The 16,786-nt window shown below is 46.9% G+C and carries 16 protein-coding genes; 7 read left to right on the forward strand and 9 right to left on the reverse strand.

Going from position 1 to position 16,786, the window contains the following annotated elements:
• Window positions 1-112 precede the first annotated feature (112 nt).
• From J2T16_RS25675 to J2T16_RS25690, 4 genes are all read right to left on the reverse strand, one after another.
• Window positions 113-535 (reverse strand): MarR family winged helix-turn-helix transcriptional regulator, encoded by a 423-nt coding sequence (locus J2T16_RS25675; RefSeq protein ID WP_154890675.1) that lies wholly within the window; start codon window positions 533-535, stop codon window positions 113-115.
• Window positions 536-889: 354 nt separating this feature from the next.
• Complete coding sequence (locus J2T16_RS25680) at window positions 890-2,731, reverse strand: ABC transporter ATP-binding protein (RefSeq protein WP_339835958.1); 1,842 nt, start codon at window positions 2,729-2,731, stop codon at window positions 890-892.
• Complete coding sequence (locus J2T16_RS25685; protein ID WP_339839216.1) at window positions 2,712-4,532, reverse strand: ABC transporter ATP-binding protein; 1,821 nt, start codon at window positions 4,530-4,532, stop codon at window positions 2,712-2,714. Before J2T16_RS25685 ends, J2T16_RS25680 begins: the two co-directional genes overlap by 20 nt.
• 260 nt (window positions 4,533-4,792) lie before the next feature.
• A complete protein-coding gene (locus J2T16_RS25690) occupies window positions 4,793-5,818 on the reverse strand; it encodes a CotH kinase family protein (protein WP_499019566.1) in 1,026 nt (341 codons plus the stop codon).
• Window positions 5,819-6,188: 370 nt separating this feature from the next.
• On the opposite strand from J2T16_RS25690, the gene J2T16_RS25695 reads away from it, so the two are divergent.
• The 4 genes from J2T16_RS25695 to J2T16_RS25710 are packed head-to-tail and all read left to right on the forward strand — an operon-like array spanning window position 6,189 to window position 9,115.
• Window positions 6,189-6,881, forward strand: a complete 693-nt coding sequence (locus J2T16_RS25695; RefSeq protein WP_339835952.1) for an LSm family protein — start codon at window positions 6,189-6,191, stop codon at window positions 6,879-6,881.
• A 52-nt stretch (window positions 6,882-6,933) separates the two neighbouring features.
• Window positions 6,934-7,071 (forward strand): hypothetical protein, encoded by a 138-nt coding sequence (locus J2T16_RS25700; RefSeq protein WP_167375667.1) that lies wholly within the window; start codon window positions 6,934-6,936, stop codon window positions 7,069-7,071.
• Window positions 7,072-8,433, forward strand: a complete 1,362-nt coding sequence (locus J2T16_RS25705; protein WP_336121005.1) for an arsenic transporter — start codon at window positions 7,072-7,074, stop codon at window positions 8,431-8,433. It abuts the gene before it with no gap.
• 13 nt (window positions 8,434-8,446) lie between these two features.
• Complete coding sequence (locus tag J2T16_RS25710; RefSeq protein ID WP_336121006.1) at window positions 8,447-9,115, forward strand: YwrJ family protein; 669 nt, start codon at window positions 8,447-8,449, stop codon at window positions 9,113-9,115.
• 140 nt (window positions 9,116-9,255) lie between these two features.
• Here J2T16_RS25710 and J2T16_RS25715 read toward each other — a convergent pair whose 3' ends face one another.
• The 3 genes from J2T16_RS25715 to J2T16_RS25725 form a co-directional block, all read right to left on the reverse strand.
• Window positions 9,256-9,996, reverse strand: coding sequence for a nuclease-related domain-containing protein (locus tag J2T16_RS25715; protein WP_499019571.1), 741 nt, complete (start codon window positions 9,994-9,996; stop codon window positions 9,256-9,258).
• A 353-nt stretch (window positions 9,997-10,349) separates the two neighbouring features.
• Window positions 10,350-11,276 (reverse strand): NAD(P)-dependent oxidoreductase, encoded by a 927-nt coding sequence (locus tag J2T16_RS25720; protein WP_308722342.1) that lies wholly within the window; start codon window positions 11,274-11,276, stop codon window positions 10,350-10,352.
• 38 nt (window positions 11,277-11,314) lie between these two features.
• On the reverse strand, window positions 11,315-11,437 hold the full coding sequence (locus J2T16_RS25725) for a hypothetical protein (protein WP_499019574.1): 123 nt from the start codon (window positions 11,435-11,437) through the stop codon (window positions 11,315-11,317).
• 586 nt (window positions 11,438-12,023) lie between these two features.
• On the opposite strand from J2T16_RS25725, the gene J2T16_RS25730 reads away from it, so the two are divergent.
• Genes J2T16_RS25730 through J2T16_RS25740 form a run of 3 tightly spaced genes read left to right on the forward strand, consistent with a single transcriptional unit; the run spans window position 12,024 to window position 15,794 of the window.
• A complete protein-coding gene (locus J2T16_RS25730) occupies window positions 12,024-13,160 on the forward strand; it encodes a GerAB/ArcD/ProY family transporter (RefSeq protein ID WP_499019576.1) in 1,137 nt (378 codons plus the stop codon).
• Window positions 13,117-14,622, forward strand: a complete 1,506-nt coding sequence (locus J2T16_RS25735) for a spore germination protein (RefSeq protein WP_499019579.1) — start codon at window positions 13,117-13,119, stop codon at window positions 14,620-14,622. The genes J2T16_RS25730 and J2T16_RS25735 overlap by 44 nt, the downstream gene beginning before the upstream one ends.
• The gene (locus tag J2T16_RS25740) at window positions 14,619-15,794 is read left to right on the forward strand and encodes a Ger(x)C family spore germination protein (RefSeq protein ID WP_308722340.1); all 1,176 of its coding nucleotides are present in this window, start codon (window positions 14,619-14,621) and stop codon (window positions 15,792-15,794) included. Before J2T16_RS25735 ends, J2T16_RS25740 begins: the two co-directional genes overlap by 4 nt.
• Window positions 15,795-15,880: 86 nt before the next feature.
• Here the strand turns inward: J2T16_RS25740 and J2T16_RS25745 are convergent, their stop codons facing one another.
• Window positions 15,881-16,384, reverse strand: coding sequence for a hypothetical protein (locus J2T16_RS25745; protein WP_154959765.1), 504 nt, complete (start codon window positions 16,382-16,384; stop codon window positions 15,881-15,883).
• A gap of 26 nt (window positions 16,385-16,410) precedes the next feature.
• Window positions 16,411-16,773 carry a hypothetical protein gene (locus tag J2T16_RS25750; RefSeq protein ID WP_154959764.1) on the reverse strand — a complete coding sequence of 121 codons (363 nt, stop codon included), beginning with the start codon at window positions 16,771-16,773 and terminating at the stop codon, window positions 16,411-16,413.
• Window positions 16,774-16,786: the final 13 nt, after the last annotated feature.

A 16,786-nucleotide genomic window follows, 5' to 3' on the forward strand; every position in this document is an offset into this window, starting at 1 on the left:
AATTACACATATATTTACAACTTGATTAATAGAACACTAATAGTTCGAAATCTAAGTTTCCACCCAAGAGCAGTTCATCTGCTCTATATATCCCCAGTCACCGTAATCAAGCTTATAAATTCTGATTAACCTTGGTCAGCAAACGCATCAATGTTGCCTGCTCTTCATCCGTCAAACTTTTCACAATCTCGTTCTCCACGGTCGCAAACATCTGCTCTATATCTTGAATCACCTGCTCGCCCTTCGGCAGCACGTACAGATTCTTTTGCCGTTCATTGTCAGCAGGAATTTTTCGAACGATATAACCGTTCTTCTCCAGTCCTTTTAACATACTTGTAATCGTTGCATCTCTGCGGTTGAATGCGTCAGCCAGATTTTTCTGAATTAATCCTTCGTCCTGATGCTCGTAGATATATCCAATGATTCTTCCTTGCTGTGCGTTCAATCCCAGTTCGTTAACCTGCTCATCGGCTTTGCGTTTGATCTTGATGCCAATCGTTTGAAACAGATCCGAATACGGCGTATTTTCGCGCATGAATTCTCTCCTTCCTGTTTCTCTTCCTCTTTAATTTGTTTCATCACTGGTCGCTTACTTACTTACTTACTTACTTACTTACTTACTCGAACAGATCAAATCTCTAAATGTTAGATATCTAACTATTCACGAACTAAATATACACCTGTGACTTCCTCTCTGTCAAGGATCAATATCTTTTTCTTTACTGCACATATCAACATATCAAAAGAAGGATTGAAGCCCCCTTCCGGGCCCCAATCCTTCTGCTGTTACATCGCTAGCCTAAGTTAGCATTACCTTGTGTATACCGGAAGGAAGAGTCTCTCTCTCCCTTTCCAAGACTCTCCTGCTTGTTTCATGCCAGCCTACACTCTACTGTGCTTTCTTCCGCAGTTGGCTGTTATACAGCTCACTATAAAATCCACCCTGTTTCAGCAGCTCATCATGTGAACCCTGCTCCAGCAATTTCCCGTCCTTAAGTACCAGAATGCGGTCAGCCTGACGAATCGTATTCAGCCTGTGGGCAATAACAAAGCTGGTGCGGCCATGCATGAGACGTTCCAATCCCTCCTGAATTTTGATCTCGGTCACCGTATCAATGCTGCTGGTCGCCTCGTCCAATACCAGAATGGACGGATCAGCCAGGATGGCCCGGGCAATAGCAAGCAATTGCTTTTGTCCTTGGCTAATGCCACTCCCGTCCGCCTGGAGCACACGGTCATACCCGTTCTTCATTCGCATTATAAAGGAATGTGCATTTGCCAGCTTGGAGGCAATCTCCACTTCTTCATCGGTTGCATCCAGACGTCCGAACCGGATATTCTCACGAATCGTTCCCTGGAACAAAAATGAATCCTGCAACACAAACGCCATGTGCGACCGCAGGTTTTCCCTCCGAATGGTTGTCACCTTCTGCCCATCCACCGTAATCGTTCCACTTGTCGGATCATAAAAACGGGATAAGAGCTGAATCAGCGTTGTTTTGCCTGCTCCTGTTGGACCGACCAGCGCAATCATCTCGCCTGGCTTCGCTTCAAAACTGATGTCACGAAGAATATCACGACCCTCATCATATCCAAAGGAGACTTTATCGAACCGAACGTTGCCCTGAATATTATCCAAGGCAATTGCAGCCCCTTCATCCTTGGATTCCTCATCCTCATCCAGCACCTCGAACACCCGCTCTGCCCCTGCGATCGCAGACAACAGCGTGTTCCACTGATTTGCCAGATCGTTCAACGGACGTGTGAATTGACGCGCATACTCCACAAAAATAATGATAACCCCTACCGTAACGGAACCCTGTATCGCCAAAATACCGCCAATCCCCGCGACGATTGCAAAGCTCAGGTTGTTGAGTCCGTTCATCAGTTTTGGAATAAAACCTGAAATCGTCTGTGCCCAGAATGCGGAAATACGAATGCGCATATTACGCTCCTCAAAGCCGCGAATGACCCGTTCTTCCTGCGAAAAAGCCTTGATGATCCGCTGTCCGGATAACGTTTCCTCAATATAACCGTTGAGTTCCCCCAGATTTCGCTGCCGCTCTTTGAAAAGCGGACCCGTTCTGCGCGTTATCCAGCGCATCCCCAGAGCCATTAGAGGTACAACAATAAATGTGAGTAACGTGAGCAACGGGCTGAGCCACAACATCACACCTAATGTGCCAATTAGCGTTAACACACTCGAAAAAATCTGAATCGCTGAGCTGTTCAGCGTACTGCTGACGTTCTCAATATCGTTGGTGACCCGGCTCATAATCTCACCTTGCTGGCGCTTCCCAAAGAACGGAATCGGCAGCTTATGTAGATGAGCAAACAGATCATAACGCATACGGAATACTGTCTCCTGCGCAATTTCAATCATCCATATATTCTGGAGCCAGGATGTAAGTGAAAAGAGTACATACACCGCTACCAGTCCGAGTAGAAACCAGGTCCAGCTTGAACTGGTCACCTCTCCGGCGATAAATTGGTCCACTGCTACACCGACCATATAAGGCCCAAGCAGAGCCAGCGCAGAGCTGGCAAATACCATCAGAAGCACAAGTGAAAGCTTGACTTTGCGGCGTGAGAGATAACTCCAGATCCGACCAAGCGTGCCTGACCAGTTTTTGGCTCTCACTTTCGGCTTACGCTGGCTCCCTGAACGGAGTGACTCGGAATCCAGAACAGGCTGTGGCTGACGGAAAGGCTCAATGACTGCTTTGAACATACTGTGCGCCCTCCCCATATTGTGATTCATGAATTCGGCGGTATAACTCCGACGACTCCATCAAGTCTTCGTGTTTTCCCTGTCCAATCAGGCGTCCATCATCCAGGAGCAGAATCAGGTCAGCCGAAGTGGTTGAACTGATCTTCTGCGTAATAAGAAACGTCGTACAGGAGAGGTCTTCCAGTGCACCTAGAAGCCTGCCTTCAGTAGCTACATCGAGTGCACTTGTGCTGTCATCCAGAATAAGTATGCTCGGACGGCGTACCAAAGCTCTCGCAATGGAGAGGCGCTGCTTTTGTCCACCCGAAAGGTTAACACCCCTTTGACCGAGCAACGTATCATATCCGTTCGGCAACTGCTCGATGGTCTCATGAATCTGAGCCCGCTTTGCCGCTTCCACAATTTCATCCATCGTGGCATCTTCTCGTCCCCAAGCAATGTTTTCACGCACAGAACCCGTGAACAGTACGACTTCCTGAGGAACATAACCAATGGCTTTACGAAGGGTAGGCAAATCCAGCTCGGATGCATCCACAGCATCAATACGTACCTTACCTTGTTCTTCCGTATACAAGCGTGGAATGAGTTGCACCAGAGAGGATTTTCCTGATCCGGTAGCTCCCATAATCGCAATCCGCTCACCTGCTTTTGCAGAGAACGTAATATCTTCCAGCACTTTAATCTCACTATTGGGATAACTGAAACCAACTCCGCGGAACTCAACTTCACCTTGTACGGCTCGTTGTTCCTGCTTATGCTGTAAGGAACCAGAGCTATGCAAAGGATTCAATGAGCTTTGGGTATCCATGTGTCCGGCCTGTTCCCGCTGACTCGTACGCTCCGTCTCTGACGTATCCTCGGTTTCAAACACTTCATTCAGACGCTGTGCTGAAGCACTTGCCCGTGAGAATGTAACCAAAATCCAGGAGAGCGCCGACATCGCTCCAATCGTACGCAACAGATAGTTAATGACCGCAACGACTTCACCAACGGTTGCAGAACCTGATACGATATCCTTCCGTCCAAACCAAAGTACGGCGATAATACAACCGTTCATCATCAGCAACATGAATGGCATCGTGGTCTCCGTCAGGCGAAGCGCAGAGATCGTGCCTTTCATCAGCTTGCCGCTGAAACCGGCAAAGCGTTCAATCTCATGGCCCATCCGTACAAAAACACGGATCAGCCGGATGCCTGTCAGATTCTCCTGGATGACACCGTTCACGGCATCCAGTCTGCGCTGCACATTGCGGAACAGCAGCGCTGCCTTTTTAATCATCCAGATCACAACAACAAGCAACACCGGCACCATGACAACAAGCAACAAGCCCAACCTCGGACTGACCACAATCGCCATAATCATGCTCCCGATCACCACGAGCGGAACACGGGTCATGAAGCGAAGACTCATGAAGATGGTATCCTGCACCTGAGTCACATCCCCAGTTAACCGTGTGATTAGCGATGATGTCGCAAAACGGTTGAACACGGCATAGGAAAACGTTTGCATCTTGTCATACAGCTTCTCTCGCAGATCATACCCGAATCCAAGACTCGCATGCGAGGCAAAGAATGAACTGGCAATCCCGGCCGCAAACGCGATAACCGCACTGCCGACCAGCACGCCCCCCCACATCCATACGACGGTCAGATCTCCCTGCTGAATGCCATTATCAATGATTTTGGAGATCAGATAAGGCTGAGCCAGCTCCACCGTTAATTCAATCAGCATCATAACCAATGCTGCAATGGCGGCAACCCGGTACTTTTTCAAGTGAACGAACAGCTTGAGCATTCCCATTCCTCCGGCCCGGAGCACGTTACTGGCGGTACTGCATTACAATCACACCATCAGCTCCGTTATTCTCTTTCTTTAAAGCTATGTAAAATTTCACGTAACCAATACGACTATTATATCGCATTTTCCATCTGCACACCGTTATGTTCTTCTCATTCTTAATATTAACCTCAAATTTTAAGCTGCAATCGACTGCTCAAAAACATGCTGGCTTATCAGAATAAAATACCCGAGGCAGCGTCGCCCGTTGCCTCGGCACCCTTTTACAGCTGTTTCAACGCGGTGCCTACGTACTCACGCCGCTCTCTCACATACGTGCGAATCTTCTCCGGTTCATTCAGAAAGACATTCATGGGCCACTTCATATAAGGGTCGTTCCCTACATCTTCCCGAATTCCATCGTGTAATCGATATACTAGCGGCATGATTCTTTTCTCCGTAAAGGTACCCTCCAAATGTTGTTTCATCAGCTTCTTATACTGCTCACGGAACGTGCGGAATGCGAGCAAACGCCCCGTAAGTTTATTGTACCCCTGAATGCGAACCAGATTCGGATTGACCTTGGCGCCGTAACAATTCCTCCCCCAAGTCCCTTCGTAATCCCAAGGAAGGATACCGTATTTTCCACTTTTTACTTTTTCGTACCATGTATAGTTCTGATGGAAGCCGTCGAAGTTGCCTGTCAGCACAGCCCCGCTCAACCATCGCAAATAGTTATCGATATCCACCCGCGATTGTAAAAAACGAAACAGATCCATCTTGGACTTCATATTCAATTGTTGAATAAACCTGCGTAGCCTTCGGCGGTCCTCTGTATCGCCGCGGATCAGGCTGTATCCAGATAACTGGCTGTTTTCTGAATGAGTTGATCCGGTTGATAATGCAAAATTGGCGTTGTCGTTGACGGCATAGAAAATACTCCGGACAGGCATTCTCCGCTGGCGAAAAAAAGAAGACTTCACGCCTTCAATTCTTACATACACCCCTGCGAGTTGATCATTGAGATACAGCACACAGTGGCGCGTAGCAGGTGCCGGAACTCGAATGGACTCAAAGAACTGAAATGAAAGTGCGTTCCGTAACAGTGAAGGGTCATCATATTCCGCATTGAAGTGGAACGTACGGCTTGCCGTACGAATCTCGAATGATTTTTTCTCATAAGCGCGTGTATGCCCACCCCGGTACCGAATTCGAATGGGAAGCTGCTTGCCGTCCATCTGCATCGTGCCGTTTACAAACGCTTCTGACCATATGTTCGATGTTAATCGCTGGTATTCATTCGTCGACACATGGATGTGGTAGACAGGTAGAGTCATTTCCATCCGCCTTTCGGTCACCTGTGAGTTAAGCCCGTAGGCTATTACATCATCCTATGCACAAGCACAGCAGGCCGTAAGGGCGAATGCACAGCCCATTTATGGAACCATCCGCGAAGTCACAATGTAAATTTGCTGAAAACATATCACACTAATCTATAAATCACCATTTTTCTCATAGATTACTGCCAATTTACTATATAAATGGTTGTCTGCTGGTTCCTCAGATGCTAGGTACACATATGATTAAACTACAGACAGACTCCAATGACGAGTGGCAGGGATTCAACGAACAACCGTCAGCGGCCTATCTGAACTTATATCTGGGAAGGGGCAAAATACAATGTCTATGAATGGTCAGGGAATGAGAGGTTTGGTTGGAAGAGAAGTCAAGATTAATCGTGGTGGACCCGATGCAATCCAAGGCACATTAATGGATGTACGCTGGGACTACATGGCTGTGAGCTGCAAAGAAGGTATGGTGTATGTGAATGATGCTCATGTCAAAAGTATTACAGACACAGGTCGTTCCGGCGGAGCCAGAGGACCTATGGGGAATGCGATTCCGGCGAACACATTCCTTGGCGTTATGCAGGCACTTCGCTTCCGTCCTGTGCAGATCAACCGCGGAGGCCCGGAAAAAGTGGAAGGCATCCTGGCCGATGCCAACCAGAGTCAATTAATTCTGACTTTGAAAAATCAGGAGATCATCCGCATTCCTTTACAACATGTGAAATCCGTCTCCCTGGTTCGTGGAAGTAGCAACAACAACAATAGCAATAACAGCGGCAACAACGGTAAAAACACAAGCCAAGGGAATAAAACACAAAATACGCAGTCTGGCGGCAATCGTTCCCAAGGGAATCGCAGTGCAGGCAACCAAGCGTGCGGAAACAAATCACAGGGAAATAAATCAGGCAACAACAAGTCGCGTGGCAATCAGTCTCACGGGAATAAATCGAGTGGTAACAAGTCTGGTGGTAACAAATCACGGGGAAATCAATCTCGCGGAAATAAGTCTGGTGGCAAACGGTAATTAGAGAAGCACAAGGAGCTAAGTTACTACCAGTTTAAAGGGGGGAATGATCATGCTGATCTTTATCGCAATCGTCTTGACAGGTGTGCCTTTGTATTGGATTGTTATGCCGGGAAGGCCCACTTCGACTCATGAGCATCTGAAACAGTCTTCACAAGGACTTCTCCCCCTGGGAGGTGAATCACAGTAAATGCCTGATTACCAGTTGTGGTTAACCTTCGGGGTATTTATCATCACTGTCATTTTCCTGATGTGGCGGCCTGGCGGATTAAATGAATCTATTCCCACTTCGCTTGGGGCGCTGCTTCTTATCCTGACCGGTGTAAGCAGTTTGGGGCATATCCTGGGCATTTTCGAAATTGTATCTGGCGCAGCGATTACGATTCTTTCCACCATTGTCATGTCCATTATTCTGGATAGCATCGGCTTCTTTCGCTGGATCGCTGTGAACATGATTGAAAAGGCACGAGGTTCCGGCTTCCGATTGTTCTGGCTGATTCTATTACTTTGTTTTCTCATGACCATCTTCTTCAACAACGACGGTAGCATTCTGATCACTACCCCCATCATCATTCGAATCTGTTCCATGTTACGTCTCAAAATTCATCAGCAGTTGCCCTACCTCATCTCCGGTGCACTCATCGCCACAGCTTCCAGCGCTCCGATCGGACTCAGTAATCTCGCTAACCTGATTGCTTTAAAGATGGTTGGATTAAACCTGAACACCTACACTCAGATGATGTTTGTACCATCCATGCTCGGAATTATTGCTATGACTTTGCTGTTACTCTATTATTTTCGCAGAAGCATACCCAAAGTTATTCATCAGTTCCCCGTATCCATGCAAAGTTCATCTGGATCAGGCTATCACCCACTGCAGACAACAGAATCCGAATCGGATAACTCCAAAACGAATGTAGACTGGTGGTTGTTCCGTGTCTGTATCGGGATTGTTGTATTGATCCGGGCAGGATACTTTCTCGCTGAACAATTCGGTGTACACATGGAGATCGTCGCCATCACCGGTGTGGTCCTGATGCTCGCTGTAAGGTGGTATCGTACACGATCCGGACTGAAAGATGTCGTCACACAGACGCCGTGGCATATTCTTCTCTTTGCCTTCAGCATTTATATTATTGTGGACAGTCTTCACCGAGCCGGAATGACAACATGGATTACCGAATTCACAGGCCCGATTGCCGAAAGAGGCAATGCCAGTCTGATTGCTGTATCCGGGTTACTATTAACCGTGCTGTCTAATTTGTTCAACAACTTGCCCTCGGTCATGATTGGAACATTCGCTGTTACAGACCTTCATTTGAGCGATACTCAACTTCATCTAGCATATCTCGCTAATATACTAGGCAGTGACATCGGAGCATTATTAACACCCATAGGCACACTTGCCACCTTAATCTGGATGTATATATTACGGACCCACCATATTCGGGTCTCATGGAAACAGTATATGAAAGTAACCTTCATTGTGATACCCATCAGTTTAATTATCAGCCTATTTTCCTTATATATCTGGGTGGCTATGCTGTATTGAGAGGAGGTATACTGTGAAATCTGCAACAACGTGGTTAGGTAAAACGATAGAGTTTGAATTGTCCGGCTGCAAGTTGCCTATTCAGGGCGAGGTCATTGATGCAGGAGAAGATATCATCGTTGTCTATGGGAATCAGCGCTACATTTATGTGCCGCTTCATCATATTCAAACGTTACATTTTACAAAATCAGAGGAAACTTCAACTAGCCTGAACGTACCTGCACCTGATCCCGAAATGGACCATGACAACATCTCTTATCGAAAAGTACTAATGAATGCTCGCGGAAGATTTAGTGAGATTTCCATTGGTGGGCGAACGCTGCATGGTTATATCACCAGCATCATGAACGATTATTTCATCTTCTATTCTCCTTTGCACCATTCGGTCTACGTTTCCATCCATCATCTGAAATATATTATTCCGTCTCCCTCCAATAGCAGACCGTTCGCGATGGAACATCAACATTTCCCCATACAGCCATCATCCATCTCACTCTCTCGCACACTCGATCAACAGCTGCAAAAAATGGCAGGAGAACTCGTCATCTTAAATCTGGGTTACAAACCCGAACAGACTGGATTGCTCAAAAGTATCAACGACAAGTTGCTTGAATTCATTGATGCTGAAGGTAGTGCGCGGTTCATGCACACCAGCCATGTTCAAACGCTTCATTTACCTTAATGGTTAAAATAGAACACAAACAGGGATATTCCGGAGAATGGCACTATGGCCTGGAATACCCCTGTTTCATGTTTTTTTGCGAACCTTTACTTGTTAATCGTTAATCTGTGTGCTGGCGATTTAATTGTCTATATAATTGCTTATTTAATTCCTTTAGCCTTCGCCATGTGCTCGGCCCGAATCTGATGATCCGTTGAATTTACTGTGTTCAGCATGTTCCAGATCGTCTGGGTGTCCTGTTCTTGATATAAGGTCTCCGGAAGTTGTGTCTCCAGTCGTTCTGTTTTGCGCTGAATGGTCTCCACCAATTCATGATCATATATAATCATTTCATCGGAATTGACATACCTTACGGCTGGATCAACACTGATCCGGCAGCGATTCGTGAACGTCACCATGGAAACCAGCCGAACACGCTTGTAATCCCCGAGGTGTGCCTGAATCGCTTCAACATGGGCGCGGTGTTGCATGAGCGGATTATACATTTTGACCCTGCTGCTGCTCACGGACCAATTCGCTTCGCGGCGGCCCCCACGAATCTCTCCAGTTGTCAGATTCCGGGTTTCGATGACAAAGATTGCCCGCGGGCCAATCACGACATGATCAATCTGGGAATATCCCGAACGTGACTTTGGATTGGTAACCAGCAGATCGTTCAACACTTTATATTCACTGGGCAAACCAAGCAGTAATTCGGCGGTTGATGGTTCTTGCGGTGTGCTGATCCAATCGGGTTCAGACTTCTTCTTTTGGCGCCGACTACGAGCCAGACGGGGAGGAATTGCTGTAACTGGCGGCAGAGCCGAAGCTGCAACAGAATCGGTAAGCGGGCTCACAAGCTCTGGCTGCGTCTTGAACAGAGACCAAATTTTCTTGAACATGGGCAAGCTCCGTTCTATTTGGAATGGTTAATGAAATATGGCTTATGAATTATGGTTTATGTAGATGTTTAGTACCTTTTACATGAAAACTTCTATACCTTATGTCGGATAAAGTCGAACAAAAATAAAGAGACATTGGCCAAATTCATTGTTTCGTTAAATGCGCACGACAGTATATACCCAAACCTGCGACTTTAGACGCACATCAAGTCCATAATAAGTCCATATCAAATCCCTATCAAGTTCATTTCAAATCCATATGAAGTTCCCTTCAATTCCAAAATATAAAGAAAAAGCAGCATCCCCTTTTCCCTAATCAAAAGAGTCCGCTGCTGTCTTCCCATGTTCATCTTCTAAGCCTGGAGATAGTACGTATACAGCACTTGTGTACCTTTCTCATCCAAGCCATTCTTCGATATTTCCTGATAGAGCGATTCCGCCAGAGCCAGTCCCGGTGTGTTCATGCCCATCGCTTGAGCAGACTCCAGTGCAATCCCCATGTCTTTGATAAAATGTTTCACATAGAATCCAGGCTCATAATCGCCTGCGATCATGCGCGGACCCAGGTTGCTGAGGGACCAGCTTCCGGCTGCACCGGTCGCGATACTCTTCAGCACATTCTCCGCGTCCAGTCCCGACGTCTTGGCATAGGCGAGTGCTTCGCATACGCCGAGCATGCCAGAGGCGATGGCAATCTGGTTGCACATTTTGGTATGCTGCCCGGCGCCGGGCTTGCCTTGCAGCACAATATTGGTGCCCATCTGCTCAAAGATCGGACGCACCGCTTCAAAAGCTTGCGCGTCACCACCCACCATAATGGACAGCCTGCCGTCCCGTGCGCCGATATCGCCGCCGGATACAGGCGCGTCCAGGGCATGCAAACCTTTGGCTTCCGCAGCTTCGGCGATGCGCGCAGCCAGCAGCGGGCTGGAAGTGGTCATGTCAATCAGGGTTGAACCTGATTTGGCATGAGCAACAAGCCCGCCTTCCCCGAGATAAATCTCCTCGACATCCTTGGGATAACCGACCATGGTGATGATCACATCACAAGCAGCAGCCAGTTCTGCAGGCGTTCCATGCCAAACAGCTCCTTCTTTCACGAGCGCTTCTGCCTTGGCGGCAGTGCGCGTGTATACATGAAGCGGATAGCCTGCACGCTGAATGTGACCAGCCATGCTTTTTCCCATAACGCCTGTTCCAATAAAGCCTACTTTAATTTCTTCAGGTGATTTAGTTGATTGTGTCATCGCAAGTTTCCTCCCTGTTCTTGAGTGATCCATAGTGAATTTGATTGATTGATCGATAGTGATATTGAGTGCTACATAGCGATGTTGGGTGATGCAATTGCTTGTCCATACTCTGTTGAAGCGGATGCGGATACTGCAGCAAGCGCGGACAGGGACACCGATGCGAGTGAGTAAGTGGATACTGATGCTATCATTCTCTAACGATCACCAGGAACGCTATTTGAGCAATATCACACCTTTTTATATTCTAACGATCTCAGGAGACCTTATTTCGGAGAATTGGTTCAAAAATGGGCGTTAATCTTGTCTTTTCAGCAAAATAAGGCTTCTGGTGATCGTTAGAATTCCAGAACTCCCCATTTCGATTAAATAAGCTCATCTGAGATCGTTAGAATATTTAAGTGGTGAGCGAGTGCCCCCTAAACCTACAATCGATTCAAAATTACTCCTAAACTCTGAATCCTCCCCGAATATCCTCATCCTGCATAATCTGATAGGTAGCTCATTCCTTATACTCGATACCTATCTTATGCCTTACACTCCATACCTTATGGCTTACTACTTATGCCGTACACACGATACCTACCTTATACCTCACACTTCACTTCTCATCCCTTATACCTCTTACCTTGACCTATTCCTTATATCGTATATGTTATAGCTTTCTTTCCCCTCCGTCCATCTCGGGCTGATTTTTCTGTGAAAAAATCTGAAAAACGAATCATTTTCTCATAGACTGTACAATCTAACGAAAACACATCGAAATGGGAGGGGATGGACATGGATCAGGAAAAAGGGCAGATCACCATCTGGTTATCCATCTCCATTATTTTGCTCAGTGCCGGGCTGGTCTGTCACGTCTTGTCTGTCCCCGCCATTCTGGATGTGGCCGGAAGAGATGGCTGGCTCTCTGTTCTCGCTGCAGCGCCATTGTTCATGCTGTTCCTGGGTATGATGTACATCATTATCCGCCGTATTCGCGGACAGCGCTTGACCGATTGGATCACGCGTGAGTTTGGCGTCGTTCCCTCCTGGATCTTTCGCATTACTGCGGTCTTGTTGCTCTTCTCGCTTGGGACACACACCTTATATGAAACCACCAACTGGACGGTATCCACCTATCTCCCTTTTACACCGACCTATGTGCTGGCTGGTGGAGGTGCTCTGGTTGCTGCCTGGTCAGCAGCCAAAGGCATTCGTTCGATTGCAATGACATCCAGTATTTTATTACCTCTGGTCATTCTGCTTGGCTACTTTGTTATGTCAGCCAATATGAAATACAAAGATTACAGTCAGCTCTTCCCCATTATGGAACATGGCTGGACTCCCGTCATCCGAGGAATGATCTACTCTCTAGCGGGACTCATGGAGATCTGGGTGTTGATGCTCTTTCAACATGACATTAAAAGCAAACTACGCTGGTGGCATGTGTTGTTGCTTGGCCTCTTCATGATCAGCATGGCGCTGGGGCCTACACTCGGAGCCATTGTTGAATTCGGGCCAGAAGAAGCGGCGAAACAGCGGAATAGTCCATATGAACAATGGAAACTCGTCAATATCGGCAAACTGTTTCAGCACGTTGATTTTCTCTCGATCTACCAATGGCTCAGTGGTTCATTTGCACGTGTTGCCATCTCCATGTACCTGATTGTTGATCTGCTGGATATCCGCAGACCTAAGAAACGCTACATTACCATCCTCTGTCTCACGCTGATCATGTGCGCTTTGGCCATTCAGTGGTGGCGCATTGATTACGTTGATTATTATGTCGATCACATTCAATTTCCAGCCATGCTCTCTTACGTGGCAATCATTACCACTCTTTTGACACTGGCCGCTCTTATTCATAAAAAGGACAAGGAGGCTCCTGCTCATGGCTCAAACGCCGCGAACGAAACCAACCCGTCCAGGGACTAGACCGTTCCGTATCGATCAGCATCATCTGGAAACTTTTTTTGCAGGCTCCGATGATGTTATTATCGACAGCCACCGGCTTGGTGACGGACAGATGAAGCTGATTGTCGCTTATTGCAGCGGCATGGTCGATACACAAATTATCCATGACATCATCTTGCCGGAAATGAAGCGAACCTACGAGATCACACATTTCATACGCAAGTCTGACATTGAAAAAAATATTAACCTGCAATGGAACAGCGTTGACCTTGATGATGCGCAGTATGGAACGGAACTGATCTCCCTTCGTGTTTTTGAAGGGCATCTGCTCCTAGGCCTCCCCTCCCTGCAGACCATGTGGAGCATCGATATCTCCAATATGGCTACACGGACACCAGAAGAGTCGACGACAGAAGTCTCGATCCGCGGAGCAAGGGATGGTTTTATTGAACCACTTGCTGTCAATGTATCCTTGATTCGCAGCCGGTTGCGTACGGCCGAACTTGCATGCAGTATCGAACTCATCGGATCACGTTCAGCAACCAAAGTGGCTCTGATGTATATGAAAAACATCGCCAATCCAGCGTTGATCAAGGATATAAAACATCGTCTCCATACCATTCAAACCGAACGTCTTATGACAGCGAATGATCTGGAAGAGTTGCTCTCACCTGCCAAGATCACCTTGTTTCCCTTAACGCATTACACGGGTCGACCTGATTTTGCATCGGAATGCTTGATGAGTGGCCGCTTCGTTCTGATTGTAGACGGTAATCCCAGTGTAATTATCGGGCCTGTAAACCTGTTTCTGTTGCTCAAATCACCAGAGGATGCCAGCTTCCCCTTCCTTCCGGTGAATATGGGGCGCTTGCTCCGATTCATCGGTCTATTTGTCACTATATTTTTGCCCGGTTTCTATATCGCGCTGACTTCTTTCCATATGGATCAAATTCCGTTTCCCCTCGTCGCAACGATATCTGTCGGTCGCATGGGGCTTCCTATGGAGTCTGGCATTGAGATGTTTCTCATTATGCTGCTTATGGAGCTGTTCCGGGAAGCCGGCGTCCGTTTGCCCAGCGCCATTGGACAGACGCTAACCGTCGTCGGTGGTCTGATTATCGGAGATGCAGCCATTCGGGCCGGTATGGTCTCTCCGCTCATGATTGTCGTCATCGCCGTTACCGTTGTAGCTGGAGCAACCATTGTCAATCAAGTCATGACCAGTTCTATACTCATTTTGCGCTTCCTTTGCTTTATCTTGGGAGCGACACTGGGAATTTACGGGTTCATTCTGTCCATGATCCTTTTTCTAATCTATCTGACGGACTTAAAATCGTTTGGAATCCCATATCTTACACCCTTAACACCGCTGAATTTCAAACAAGCCATTGCCTCTCTGTTCAAAGTCCCGACGGGTTTGGGAAAACGTAGACCTGTCTACCTGGAGACACAAAAACCGCGTAAGGATGGCAAAGGTCGATGAGCAACTTACTACCGTGCTGGTTACAACGCTGGTTATTAAGTTTGTTGAGTCTTTTGCTTTGCATCATGACCACCGGATGTTGGAGTGCATATGAGATTCAGCAGGTGGATTATGCCAAGGCCATTGGCATTGAATATAAGGACGGCATGTATCATATCTACGTGCAAACTCTTGATTTTTCAAGTATAGCCAAAACGGATAATTCAGGGAAATCATCCGAATCCCCTCCGATCTGGGTCGGACATGCTCAAGGGAAAACGATGAGTCTTGCCATGAACGAGTTATGGCGTGCATCTCAGCTCCACATTGCTTGGGGGCATGTGACAGCCATCGTCATGGCAGAGAGCGTGCTGAATAACCAACACATCAAGGACGTTTTTGACATGCTCGGACGATTTCCGGAAGCACGATATACGACATGGGTATACGGTACGCGAGAGCCTTTGCTGGACATACTGAGCACCGCTTCAATCTACAACTTGTCTCCACTGGACAGCATCCTGCACAATCCGTTGCCCAGCTACATGGAAAATTCACTGTTTGCACCTGTACTCAGCTTCGAACTGATTGCCAAGCACAATGATCCCGCAACCACGACGTATCTGCCTGTCATTGCCTTAAACAAGGACTTATGGCTGCAAAATAAAAAGGAACATGACTTGTTTCTAATTGAAGGAGCTTATTTTGAAAGGATGGGTGAAAAGTTCAATTTTTTGTCGCGAGACGAATTGTCTGGCTATCACTGGTTGATTAAAGGTATGCGCCGGGCTCCTCTATTGGTTCAAAAAAACGGTGTAATCTATGGGGCACTCAGTGTTGGACTGCCCACAATAAAAATAGAACCGATCATCCGAGGAGAGAAAGTTACCTTTCGGATTGATGCCAAATATCTGACTGCACTGTATGAATATCTCGTCCCCATGACATATGACGAAATGACCCAAGTAAGCGTGGATACGCTTAAAGAGCAGATCATGGAAACCTATCGAAATGGATTAAAACGGGGAGTCGATGTATACGGACTACAAGAAAAACTGTATCGCAAAAACCCGAAACTGTGGCACAAGTTATCCGGGGATGGGGAAAACCTCATTCTCACGGAGGATTCCATTGAAACTTTAAATATCCACCTGACGATTCCGTATACTGGGAAATATAAGAGGAAAGTGTAAAGGAAGAAACCCTGCTGCTGATAACAAAACATGTTCAGCAGCAGGGCTTTTAGACATCATTTTTTTCATCGTAAAAAATGTTGCCATCAAGACTTCGAGCGTAAACGCTGCACTAGCTCCAGCACCCAACCGATGATGACTGCAAAGGATACGCCAAACAGTAAAATCGGAAAGTTGTAGTATAGCGTATTCGTATATTGGTTCAGCCAGCCAAAACGATACACTGCCGATTCTGGGTCATGTGTATAACCGTTTAGCTGCACACGCAGGTCTTCAAAGATGTAGATTTCCCAGAAGACAGATAATACACACAACGCTGCAGCAACAATACTGACCGCCGCATTGCCCCATTTGCCCCAGTACTCGCGTTGGTCATAGAACCACCATTTCGTGACATATGCCGTCCAGAAACATAAGATCAGAAAAGTAAGCACGGATGGAAATAAAGCAAGAATGCCCAAATTGCCATTCCCAGATACACCTTTACCCATTTCATGCTTGATCGTCATTCCATCTACGGCAAAAACCATGAGCACATTCCATATCAGGAAGATCAGATACGGCTTGTTAATGCGTTTGATCACCTTCATTTTACCCTCTCCTCTCCTATCCCGGCTCACTTCCAATAATAGTCCATCACTCGTAATCGAGTAACAAGAATCATAAGTTGTGGGATAAACACAAAGACAATATACACCAGAATAATTAACCACAGATGAGCGGCAAAATGTTCAGCACCAAACGATGGCTTTGGTCGCTCCACAAAGTACCACCATATTGGAATAGCCACGACCCATGTTAATGTTGTCGAAGCCAGCATGTCCTTCACATCACTCCAGAGAAAGCAAAATATAGCCGCAAATAAGATTGGAATCGTCCATGAGTTTAAGATAGGACCCCAGCTCTGAAAAATGAAAATAATGGCGGGATACAGAAGAATAGTCGTCCATCTCCAGATTGGATTTTTATAAATCCTCATATTTGACCTTCCT

The sequence above is a fragment of the Paenibacillus intestini genome (assembly GCF_030803945.1).
Taxonomy (GTDB): Bacteria; Bacillota; Bacilli; order Paenibacillales; family Paenibacillaceae; genus Paenibacillus; species Paenibacillus polysaccharolyticus.

Excerpts from the sequence above, each read along its gene's own strand:
- J2T16_RS25675 (WP_154890675.1), bottom strand. The coding sequence starts at position 535 with ATGCGCGAAAATACGCCGTATTCGGATCTGTTTCAAACGATTGGCATC.
- J2T16_RS25680 (WP_339835958.1), bottom strand. The coding sequence starts at position 2,731 with ATGTTCAAAGCAGTCATTGAGCCTTTCCGTCAGCCACAGCCTGTTCTG.
- J2T16_RS25685 (WP_339839216.1), bottom strand. The coding sequence starts at position 4,532 with ATGGGAATGCTCAAGCTGTTCGTTCACTTGAAAAAGTACCGGGTTGCC.
- J2T16_RS25695 (WP_339835952.1), top strand. The coding sequence starts at position 6,189 with ATGTCTATGAATGGTCAGGGAATGAGAGGTTTGGTTGGAAGAGAAGTC.
- J2T16_RS25700 (WP_167375667.1), top strand. The coding sequence starts at position 6,934 with ATGCTGATCTTTATCGCAATCGTCTTGACAGGTGTGCCTTTGTATTGG.
- J2T16_RS25705 (WP_336121005.1), top strand. The coding sequence starts at position 7,072 with ATGCCTGATTACCAGTTGTGGTTAACCTTCGGGGTATTTATCATCACT.
- J2T16_RS25715 (WP_499019571.1), bottom strand. The coding sequence starts at position 9,996 with ATGTTCAAGAAAATTTGGTCTCTGTTCAAGACGCAGCCAGAGCTTGTG.
- J2T16_RS25720 (WP_308722342.1), bottom strand. The coding sequence starts at position 11,276 with ATGGATCACTCAAGAACAGGGAGGAAACTTGCGATGACACAATCAACT.
- J2T16_RS25725 (WP_499019574.1), bottom strand. The coding sequence starts at position 11,437 with ATGATAGCATCAGTATCCACTTACTCACTCGCATCGGTGTCCCTGTCC.
- J2T16_RS25730 (WP_499019576.1), top strand. The coding sequence starts at position 12,024 with ATGGATCAGGAAAAAGGGCAGATCACCATCTGGTTATCCATCTCCATT.
- J2T16_RS25735 (WP_499019579.1), top strand. The coding sequence starts at position 13,117 with ATGGCTCAAACGCCGCGAACGAAACCAACCCGTCCAGGGACTAGACCG.
- J2T16_RS25740 (WP_308722340.1), top strand. The coding sequence starts at position 14,619 with ATGAGCAACTTACTACCGTGCTGGTTACAACGCTGGTTATTAAGTTTG.
- J2T16_RS25745 (WP_154959765.1), bottom strand. The coding sequence starts at position 16,384 with ATGAAGGTGATCAAACGCATTAACAAGCCGTATCTGATCTTCCTGATA.
- J2T16_RS25750 (WP_154959764.1), bottom strand. The coding sequence starts at position 16,773 with ATGAGGATTTATAAAAATCCAATCTGGAGATGGACGACTATTCTTCTG.